The sequence below is a fragment of the Streptomyces humicola genome (assembly GCF_024436035.1).
GTDB classification, from domain to species: domain Bacteria; phylum Actinomycetota; class Actinomycetes; order Streptomycetales; family Streptomycetaceae; genus Streptantibioticus_B; species Streptantibioticus_B humicola.
On sequence record NZ_JANFNG010000010.1, the window covers coordinates 203,473 to 213,736 of the forward strand.

Here is a 10,264-nt window from a genome sequence, read left to right on the forward strand (position 1 = left end):
CGTCACCGACGCACGAGGGGCCTGGGGTTCGAACCCCCGGCCCCTCATCGGTTTCTCAGCCGAGCAGCCGCGCGACGATCCGGTCGAGCGTGGCCATGTCGTCCGGGTCGAGGGTGCGCAGCGAGTCCGGCGGGGTGTCCAGGATCCGTCCCGCGGTCCGGGCCGCGGCCAGCCCCGCCTCCGTCGCATGGACCAGCTTGCAGCGGCGGTCCTCCGGATGGGCCGTGCGCTCCACCAGCCCCCGCTTGACCAGGTCGTCGACGACGAGCGTGGTGTACGGGGCGTCGATCACCAGGTGCGCGGCGAGCGCGCGCAACGTCAGCGGCTCGGCGGCGATGCGGATCAGCGCCTTGGCGCGGATGAAGCTCATGCCGAGCGCTTCGGCGGCCTCCTTGCGGCGGTCGTTGCGGTCCAGGACCAGTTCGCGCAGCCCCCGCCATACGCGGCGTGCGGCCTCCTCGCCGCGGTCCTTCACGACGGCGTCCATCCCGAGCTGTCTGACCTCGCCCATCACGCGTTCACCGGCATCTTGATCTCGTCCGTCTGCAGGCGTTCCGCCGTACGGTTCGCCGTGGCCCGCGCCCAGCGGCCCGACGTGATGCTACCGACGACCAGGACAGCGGCCCCGCATCCGGCGATGATCCACCACGCCGTTCGGCCGGCGTCGGTGAACCCGGCGCCGAAGCCACCCGTCGCCCCCGCGGCCATCACCGAGCCGATCACGGCGACCCCGAGCGAGGCGCCGACCTGACGGCTGGTGGAGGCCACCGCCGCCGCCACGCCGGCCTGGGTGCGCGGCATTCCGGAGACGGCGGTGTTGGTGATCGGGGCGTTGACCAGGCCGAAGCCGATGCCGAACAGGACGTAGCCGCCGGTGATCACCGTGAGCGGGGTGGTGGGGGAGAACCGCAGGGCGAGGCCGAGGCCGCTCAGACACATGGCTGTCCCCGCGAGCAGCAGCGGCAGCCGTGGCCCGCGGCTGGCGACGATGCGGCCGGACAGCGGCGCGAAGAACAGCGACATCGCGGCCATCGGCAGCATGAACAGGCCGGCGTGGAGCGCGTCGAGGTGCCGTACGTCCTGCAGGTAGAGCGTGTTGAGGAAGAGGAAGCCGCCGAGCGCCGCAAAGCCGCAGATCGCTATCACCGTGGCGCCCGAGAACGGCGCGCTGCGGAAGAACCGCAGGTCGAGCAGGGGTTCCTTGCACCGCGGCTCGTACGCCAGCAGACCGGCGAGCGAGAGCACGGCGATCACGATGCACGTGACGATCAGCGGCGAGGAGAGGCCGCGGCTTGGGGACTCGATGATCGCGTAGGTGACGGAGGCCAGCAGGGCGATCATCAAGACCTGGCCGACCGCGTCGACCCGGCGCGACTTGGGCGCGCGCGACTCGGGCACGAACAGCTTGGTCAGCAGCAGTGCCGCGAGGCCCACGGGTACGTTGATCCAGAAGATCGCACGCCAGCCGGTGGTCTCGACGAGCAGTCCGCCGATGACGGGCCCGGCCGACATGCTGATCCCGACGACCCCGCCCCACACGCCGATCGCGCGGGCGCGCTCCTTGGGGTCGGTGAAGACGTTGGTGATGATCGACATCGCGACCGGGTTGAGCATCGAGCCGCCGATCGCCTGCAGCGTGCGGAAGCCGACGAGCCACACCAGGGAGGGGGCGAGGCTGCACAGCAGCGATGCCGTGGTGAAGATCGCCAGGCCCACCTGGAAGGTGCGGCGGCGGCCTATTCGGTCGGCGGTCGAACCGGAGAGCATCAGCAGGCTGGCCAGGACGAGGGTGTAGGCGTCGATGGTCCACTGCAGGCCCGAGACCGTGGTGTGCAGCTCCCTCTGCATCGACGGCAGCGCGACATTGAGCACCGTGTTGTCGAGGCTCACCATCAGCAGGCTCATGCAGCAGATGGCCAGGACGAGCAGGCGCCGCCTGCGGCTGAGTTCGGGCACGTACATCTCCTCGGAGCGATTAGTTGTAGACGTGGAATTATTTTTATCCTACAACTGCGGGCGTCACGCCCCAAGGGCCCGGGACGGGCCCGCCGTCAGCGGACCGTGCGCGGGAGCCGGACGCTCAGCCCGACCGACGCCGCGACCCCCGCGACCTGGGCCAACAGGGCAACCGCCAGTGCGTCGCGCATGCCTATCGAGCCCGCGAGCGACAGGAAGAGCGTGCCCAGCGTTGCCACACCGAGCGCCAGCGAGGACTGCTGGGTGGTCACCATCACGCCGCTGCCCACGCCCGCCCGCTCGGCCGGCACCTCGGAGAGCACGATGCGGAAGAGCGTTGTCATCGCCAGCCCCTGCCCGAAGCCGAGCACCAGCATCCCGGGGAGGAAGTCGAACGCGCCCAGGTGCGGCCAGCCGCCCTGCAGAACGGTGGCGACCACTACGAGGACCCCGATCCCCTGCAGCGAGAGCCCCGTGGTCACCACGCGCCGCCCGTACCGCGTCACGAGCCGCGGAGCGAGCAGCGACGCGGCGAAGTAGGCCGATGCCATCGGCACCAGCGCCGTGCCCGCCGCGACCGGGCCGAGGCGCAGCCCCTGCTGGAGCGCCACCGCGATGACGAACATGAAGCCGCCGAAGCCAGTGAAGAAGAACAGCGCCACCCGCAGCCCGCTGCGCATCCCGTGGTTGGCCAGCAGCGTCGGCGGGATCAGCGGGTCACCGCCGGTGCGCTCGCCGCGCCGCTCCACCAGCCAGAACGCGGCGCCCACGAACGGCGTCGCGGCCAGCAGCAGCCAGCACCACAGCGGCCAGCCGACGGCGTGGCCCTCCATCAGCGGCACCAGCAGTGCGAGCAGCGTCGCGCCCAGCAGTGCCGTGCCCTTGGCGTCGATGCGCGACGGGTTCGCCGAACGGGTCTCGGGGACGGACCGCAGCGCGAGCAGTATGGCCGCGGCCGCGACGGGCACATTGACCAGGAATATCGAGCGCCAGCCGGTGCCCAGGAGGTCCGCGGCGACCAGCCAGCCGCCGAGCACCTGACCGGCCACCGCCGCGATCCCGCCGGTGGCCCCGTACAGACCCAGCGCCCGGCCGCGCTTGGCGCCCGAGGTGGTGGCGTGGATGGTGGCGAGCACCTGCGGCAGCATCAACGCCGACGCGGCACCCTGTGCCACCCGGGCCCCGACCAGGGTCCAGGCGTCGGGCGCGAGACCGCAGGCGAGCGAGGTCAGCGCGAACAGCGCCGTGCCGAGCAGGAAGAGGCGCCGGCGTCCGACCATGTCGCCGAGGCGTCCGCCGAGGACGAGCAGCACGGCGTAGGCGACGCCGTATCCGGCCGCCACCATCTCCAGCAGGGCGGGTCCGGCGTGCAGGTCATGGTCGATGGTCGGCAGTGCGACGTTGACAATGAAGAAGTCGATCATGGGCAGGGCGGCGCCGAGCAGCAGGGTCAGCAGTCCGAGCGCGCTGAGCACTGGCGGGGTCGCCGCCGTTGGTGTCGCGGCCCTGGTGGGGGTGAGGACATCGGTCCCGGTGAGTGCTGTGTTCGCTTTGGTCACGGGGTCAACTGTGCGGGAGCCAATAGGGTGGTACCAGAGTGTGGTTATCCAGGTATTGGGACAACCTGGCAACTGGCTGAGCGGTGCGGCATGCTGGTCTAATGAGCGCGAGCACCGACATACGCCGACGTGAGCTGGCCGACTTCCTGCGCAGCCGCCGCGAGCGCATCACCCCTGAGCAGGTCGGCCTGCCCAACGGGCGGCGCCGCCGTACCCCCGGCCTGCGGCGCGAGGAGGTCGCGCAGCTCTCCGCGGTCGGGGTCACCTGGTACACCTGGCTCGAACAGGCGCGGGACATCAAGGTCTCCGCCCAGGTTCTCGACGCCGTCGCGCGCACCCTGATGCTCGACCGCGCGGAGCGCGCCCACCTCTTCGTACTCGCCGGCCTCTCCGACCCGGCGCCGAACCTGGAGTGCCCCACGGTCACGCCATCGCTCCGCGCCACCATGGAGCAGCTCGAGCCGCTGCCCGCATGCGTGATGAACGCCCGGTACGACATCCTCACGTACAACCGCACCTACGGCCGACTCGTCCGCGACCTCGACGCGCTGCCGCCCGAGAACCGCAACGTGCTGTGGCTGATCTGCACCGACCCTGATTGGCGGAAAGCGGTCGTCGACCGCGACCAGGTACTGCGCCGGTGCATCGCGCAGTTCCGCGCCGTGATGGCCGAGCACGTTGCGGAGCCGGTGTGGAAGTGCCAGGTCAAGCGGCTCCAGCAGGCCTCGCCCGAGTTCCGCGAGGTGTGGGAGCGGCATGAGGTGGTCGGACCGTCCAACCGCCCCAAGCGCTTCCTCAACGCCCACGTCGGCCTGCTGAACATGGAGCACACCAGCATGTGGCTGCAGCCGGGCGCCGGCACCCGGCTGGTGATCTACACGCCGCTCGACGACGAGACCCGTGAGCGCCTGGAAAGGCTGCACGCGCTGGCGGTCGCGGATGCGGGCGGCGGTGTGCGCGAGATGGCCGTGGCGGTCTGAGCGCGCGGCGGGTGGGGGAGAATGGGAGGTCCGTCGTCCGCCCGTACCCGCCCGGAGGAAGCCCGCCGATGAAGCCTGAGCAGGCCCTGCGGATCAGTCCGCACACCGTGTGGCCGCCTGTCGTGCTCGCGCCCATGGCCGGTATCACCAATGCGCCGTTCCGCACGCTGTGCCGTGAGTTCTCCGGCGGCAAGGGCATCTTCGTCTGCGAGATGATCACCACGCGGGCGCTCGTCGAGCGGGACACCAAGACGATGCGGCTGATCCGCTTCGATGCCGGAGAGAAGCCACGCTCCGTCCAGCTGTACGGCGTCGATCCGGCGACCGTCGGCCGCGCGGTGCGGATGATCGCGGACGAGGGTCTCGCCGACCACATCGACCTCAACTTCGGTTGCCCGGTGCCCAAGGTGACCCGCAAGGGCGGCGGCTCCGCCCTCCCGTACAAGCGCAACCTGCTGCGGTCGATCCTGCGCGAGGCGGTCGCCGGGGCCGGTGATCTGCCCGTGACGATGAAGATGCGCAAGGGGATTGACGACGATCACCTCACCTACCTCGACGCGGGACGCATCGCTGTCGGTGAGGGCGTCGCCGCGATCGCGCTGCACGGCCGCACCGCGGCCCAGCACTACGGGGGCACGGCCGACTGGTCGGCCATCGCCCGGCTGAAGGAGGCTGTACCGGAGATCCCGGTGCTCGGCAACGGCGACATCTGGTGCGCCGACGACGCGGTACGGATGATGCGCGAGACCGGCTGCGACGGCGTCGTGGTGGGGCGTGGCTGCCTGGGGCGGCCGTGGCTCTTCGGCGATCTCGTGAACATCTTCGAGGGCCTGGCGGAGCAGGGGGTGGCGCGCAGGGAGTCCCCCCGGACGGAGTCCGGGGGAGCCTCCACTGAGGGTAGTGGTGGGCGACGGGTGGGCCAGGCCCGGCCGACGCTCAAGGAGGTCGCCGGCGTGATGCGGCGCCACGCGGAGCTGCTCGCCGAATGGCTGGGGGACGAGCAGCGCGGGGTCATCGACTTCCGCAAGCATGTCGCCTGGTACACCAAGGGCTTCGCGGTCGGCTCCCGGCTGCGGCAGCGCCTCGCCATGGCCTCGTCGCTGGCCGAGCTCGACGAGCACCTGGGCGCGCTCGACCTGGACCAGCCGTGGCCGCAGGACGCGGAGGGCCCGCGCGGGCGGACCGCCGGGACCAAGCGCGTGGTGCTGCCGGACGGCTGGCTGAGGGATCCGTACGACTGCGCCGCGGTGAGCGCGGACGCGGAGCTCGACACCTCCGGCGGCTGACGCTGCCCGGGAGGGAGAGCGGCCGGGGCGTAAAACAGGCCAAACCGGTGTCCACGATGTAAGACTGAAGCCATCGACGGCGCGTGATTCTCGCCACGCTTGATAGGGCTTGCGCTCAGATGAGCACTCTCGAAGTGCCCTCCGGGTTGTGGACACCCTCCAAAGCCTGGCACTGAGTGCCACGCCCGTTCCATTCGATCAATCAAACGATCAATACGGATCGTGACCGAGAGGCGGACGGATGATCACACATCGGCGTTATGTGTTCGAGAAATGAACGCAGCTTGAGGATCTCTTGACTTCCCGCAATCGCAGGCGCGAGGGGCTGTTTCGCATTCGATCTCGTGGCAGACGCGCGGTTACAGCCATGTGTCGTGGTTCTGGACGCACTGCGTCGCCTGGGAGATGGGTACGCTCCCCGGCGTCAGGGCAACCCCGCACGCGAGGAGAACGGTCCCGTGTCGGAACAACAAGCACCCCAGAAGTTCGTCTACGACTTCACTGAGGGCAACAAGGACCTCAAGGACCTGCTCGGCGGGAAAGGCGCGAATCTCGCCGAGATGACCAACCTCGGTCTGCCCGTCCCTCCGGGTTTCACCATCACCACCGACGCCTGCAAGGTCTACCTCGACTCCGGCAGTGAACCGCCGGAGCTGCGCGACGAGGTGAGTGCGCACCTCGACGCGCTCGAACAGCGCATGGGCAAGAAGCTCGGCCAGAGCGACAACCCCCTGCTGGTGTCCGTGCGCTCCGGGGCGAAGTTCTCCATGCCCGGCATGATGGACACGGTCCTCAACATCGGCCTCTCCGACACCTCCGTGGACGGCCTCGCCGCCCAGGCCGGCGACGAGCGATTCGCGTGGGACTCCTACCGCCGCCTCATCCAGATGTTCGGCAAGACCGTGCTCGGCGTCGACGGCGACCTGTTCGAGGAGGCGCTCGAAGAGGCCAAGCGCGCCAAGGGCGCCTCCACCGACCTCGGCCTCGACGCCGCCGACCTGCGCTCCCTCGTCGACGCATTCAAGCAGATCGTGCTCAAGGAGGCCGGCCGCGAGTTCCCGCAGGAGCCGCGTGAGCAGATGGACCTCGCCGTACGCGCGGTCTTCGACTCGTGGAACGGCGAGCGCGCCAAGCTCTACCGCCGCCAGGAGCGCATACCCCACGACCTCGGCACCGCCGTCAACATCTGCTCCATGGTCTTCGGCAACCTCGGCCCCGACTCCGGGACCGGCGTCGCCTTCACCCGCGACCCGGCCAGCGGCCACCAGGGCGTCTACGGCGACTACCTGCAGAACGCCCAGGGCGAGGACGTCGTCGCCGGCATCCGCAACACCGTGCCGCTCGCCGATCTCGAGAAGATCGACAAGGCCTCCTACGACCAGCTGATGCAGATCATGGAGACGCTCGAGACGCACTACAAGGACCTGTGCGACATCGAGTTCACCATCGAGCGCGGCAAGCTGTGGATGCTCCAGACCCGCGTCGGCAAGCGCACCGCCGCAGCCGCCTTCCGCATCGCCACCCAGCTCGTCGACCAGGGCCTGATCGACGAGGCCGAGGCGCTGCAGCGGGTCAACGGAGCGCAGCTGGCGCAGCTGATGTTCCCGCGCTTCGACGAGTCCGCCCAGGCCGAGCAGGTCGGCCGCGGCATCGCCGCGTCCCCGGGCGCGGCCGTCGGCAAGGCCGTCTTCGACTCATACACCGCGGTCAAGTGGTCGCGCTCCGGCGAGAAGGTCATCCTCATCCGCCGCGAGACCAACCCCGACGACCTCAACGGCATGATCGCCGCCGAGGGCATCCTCACCTCCCGCGGCGGAAAGACCTCGCACGCCGCCGTCGTCGCCCGCGGCATGGGCAAGACGTGCGTGTGCGGCGCCGAGGAGCTCGAAGTCGACACCAAGCGGCGGCGGATGACCGTCCCCGGCGGCACCGTCGTCGAGGAGGGCGACGTCGTCTCCATCGACGGCTCGACCGGAAAGGTCTACCTCGGCGAGGTACCCGTCGTACCGTCCCCGGTCGTCGAATACTTCGAGGGACGGATGCACGCGGGTGCGGACGACGCCGACGAGTTGGTCAAGGCCGTGCACCGGATCATGGCCTACGCCGACCGGGTGCGCCGTCTGCGCGTACGGGCCAACGCCGACAACGCCGAGGACGCCGCGCGCGCCCGCCGCTTCGGCGCCCAGGGCATCGGCCTGTGCCGCACCGAGCACATGTTCCTCGGCGAACGGCGTGAGCTCGTCGAACGGCTCATCCTCGCCGACACCGACGACGAGCGCGCCTCGGCGCTCGAGGCGCTGCTGCCGCTGCAGCGCCAGGACTTCGTCGACCTCTTCGAGGCGATGGACGGGCTGCCGGTGACGGTACGGCTGCTCGACCCGCCGCTGCACGAATTCCTGCCTGACATCACGGACCTGTCGGTCCGCGTCGCGCTCGCCGAGTCCCGCCACGAGGACCACGAGAACGACCTGCGGCTGCTGCAGGCCGTCCACCGGCTGCACGAGCAGAACCCGATGCTCGGCCTGCGCGGAGTCCGCCTCGGGCTGGTCATCCCCGGACTGTTCACCATGCAGGTACGAGCGATCGCGGAGGCCGCGGCGCAGCGGCTCGGCGCGGGCGGCGACCCGCGCGCCGAGATCATGATCCCGCTGGTGGGCACCGTCCAGGAGCTGGAGATCGTGCGCGATCAGGCCGAGCAGGTCATCGCCGAGGTGCAGCAGGCATCGGGCACCGACATCAAGCTGCCGCTGGGCACGATGATCGAGCTGCCCCGCGCAGCCCTGACGGCCGGTCAGATCGCGGAGGCCGCCGAGTTCTTCTCCTTCGGCACCAACGACCTCACCCAGACGGTCTGGGGCTTCTCCCGCGACGACGTCGAAGCGAGCTTCTTCACCGCCTACCTGGAGAAGGGCATCTTCGGCGTCAGCCCCTTCGAGACCATCGACCGCGACGGCGTCGGCTCCCTGGTGCGGGCGGCGGCCGAGGCGGGCCGGGCCACCCGGCCCGACCTCAAGCTCGGGGTCTGCGGAGAGCACGGCGGCGACCCGGAGTCCGTCCACTTCTTCCATGAGGTGGGCCTGGACTACGTCTCGTGTTCGCCGTTCCGGATCCCGGTTGCGCGTCTCGAGGCGGGCCGGGCCGCCAGCGAGAGCCGGGGCAGCGACCACCGATGAGCCACCTGTAGAACCCTCACCGGGGGCGGCGCCTGTGCGGAGGCGCCGCCCCCCATTCGTCGGGCGCTACCCCGCGGCCGCGAGCCCCTCGTAACGGACCCCCGTCAGCTGCTCCGATGCACTCCACAGCCGCTCGGCGGCCACGTCGTTGAGCGTCCACGGCGCGCGCCAGGAGCGGACGGGACTGCCGCGCCAGCCCTGCCAGCGCGGCCCGATGAAGTCGTCGGGCCGCACGCCGGGGGCGGTAGCCGCGTAGAGGGTGGGCAGCGCCCCGGCGTCGGCGGACTGGGCGACGATCCGGTTGCCGATCCGCGCCAGCTGTTCGAACAGGCGCCGGTCGCCCATGCGGGCGCTGGCATACGTCAGATTGGTGTCGGCGTACCCCGGATGGGCGACAGCCGCGACCAGGTCGGCATCGACCGCGGCGACACGGCGCGCCAGCTCGTGGATGAACAGCAGGTTGGCGGTCTTCGAGCGGCCGTAGGCGGTCCAACTCCCGTACTTGCGCTCGCTGTTGAGGTCACCGGGATCGATGTTGGCGAGCGCGTGGAATCCGCTGGAGACGCTGACCACGCGGGCGCCCGGAGTGGCGAGCAGCTTCGGCAGCAGCAGACCCGTCAGCGCGAAGTGGCCGAGGTGGTTGATCCCGAACTGCATCTCGAAGCCGTCCGCCGTCCTGGTGTACGGCACCGCCATCACGCCCGCGTTGTTGACGAGCAGATCCAGCCGCTCGCCGCCCTCGTCACCGTACCTCTTGGCGAAGGCCCGCACGCTCGCGAGATCCGCCAGATCCAGCAGGCGCAACGTCACCTGGGCGTCCGGCACCTCGGAGGTCAGCCGGCGCACGGCCTCGGTGCCGCGCTGCTCGCTGCGGCAGGCGAGCACCACGCGGGCGCCGTGCCGCGCGAGTTCCCGTGCCGCGCAGTAACCGATGCCGCTGTTGGCACCGGTCACCACGGCTCTGCGGCCGGTCAGATCGGGGATGTCGTTCGCGGTCCAGCCCATGTCAGCAGCCCACTCCTCGGGTACGCGTCGATCCCATTTCATCTACCCCGTCCGGCTACCGCCACTCGGCGCCGAACGACCTGGTCCGATCACGTGGGTGCGCCTCGGCGTCGTTGGGGCCGAAGGCATTCGAGGGATTGATGCCCTACAGCCGAGTGACCGTTTGCCGTGACTGGTCTGGTCACGTGGGAGGGGTCACGTGGGCCTTGGCGCCGTTGCCGTCACTGGCCTGATCACGTGCCCGGGCTCGCGTTGCGCCGTGGCGTCGTTGGGGGGTCGGTGCCGCTGTGGGGTGCCTCCTCGGC

7 protein-coding genes are annotated in these 10,264 nt (G+C 70.3%); 3 read left to right on the forward strand and 4 right to left on the reverse strand.

Features of this window, described 5'->3' with window-relative positions; all coding sequences use genetic code 11:
• Positions 1-55: 55 nt before the first annotated feature.
• From NGB36_RS15740 to NGB36_RS15750, 3 genes are all read right to left on the reverse strand, one after another.
• On the reverse strand, positions 56-511 hold the full coding sequence (locus NGB36_RS15740; RefSeq protein WP_255920897.1) for a MarR family winged helix-turn-helix transcriptional regulator: 456 nt from the start codon (positions 509-511) through the stop codon (positions 56-58).
• The gene (locus NGB36_RS15745) at positions 511-1,956 is read right to left on the reverse strand and encodes an MFS transporter (RefSeq protein ID WP_255920898.1); all 1,446 of its coding nucleotides are present in this window, start codon (positions 1,954-1,956) and stop codon (positions 511-513) included. The genes NGB36_RS15740 and NGB36_RS15745 overlap by 1 nt, the downstream gene beginning before the upstream one ends.
• Before the next feature lie 95 nt (positions 1,957-2,051).
• Complete coding sequence (locus NGB36_RS15750) at positions 2,052-3,515, reverse strand: MFS transporter (protein ID WP_255920899.1); 1,464 nt, start codon at positions 3,513-3,515, stop codon at positions 2,052-2,054.
• A 101-nt stretch (positions 3,516-3,616) separates the two neighbouring features.
• Here NGB36_RS15750 and NGB36_RS15755 point away from each other — a divergent pair, with 101 nt between their 5' ends.
• The 3 genes from NGB36_RS15755 to ppdK all read left to right on the forward strand — a co-directional run bounded on the left by NGB36_RS15755 (position 3,617) and on the right by ppdK (position 8,954).
• Positions 3,617-4,495 carry a helix-turn-helix transcriptional regulator gene (locus NGB36_RS15755; RefSeq protein ID WP_255920900.1) on the forward strand — a complete coding sequence of 293 codons (879 nt, stop codon included), beginning with the start codon at positions 3,617-3,619 and terminating at the stop codon, positions 4,493-4,495.
• 68 nt (positions 4,496-4,563) lie between these two features.
• On the forward strand, positions 4,564-5,781 hold the full coding sequence (dusB, locus tag NGB36_RS15760) for a tRNA dihydrouridine synthase DusB (protein WP_255920901.1): 1,218 nt from the start codon (positions 4,564-4,566) through the stop codon (positions 5,779-5,781).
• A gap of 458 nt (positions 5,782-6,239) precedes the next feature.
• Positions 6,240-8,954: a pyruvate, phosphate dikinase gene (gene ppdK / locus NGB36_RS15765; protein WP_255920902.1), complete on the forward strand. Its 2,715-nt coding sequence runs from the start codon at positions 6,240-6,242 to the stop codon at positions 8,952-8,954.
• 66 nt (positions 8,955-9,020) lie between these two features.
• Here the strand turns inward: ppdK and NGB36_RS15770 are convergent, their stop codons facing one another.
• Complete coding sequence (locus NGB36_RS15770) at positions 9,021-9,959, reverse strand: oxidoreductase (protein ID WP_255920903.1); 939 nt, start codon at positions 9,957-9,959, stop codon at positions 9,021-9,023.
• Between the last annotated feature and the right edge of the window lie 305 nt (positions 9,960-10,264).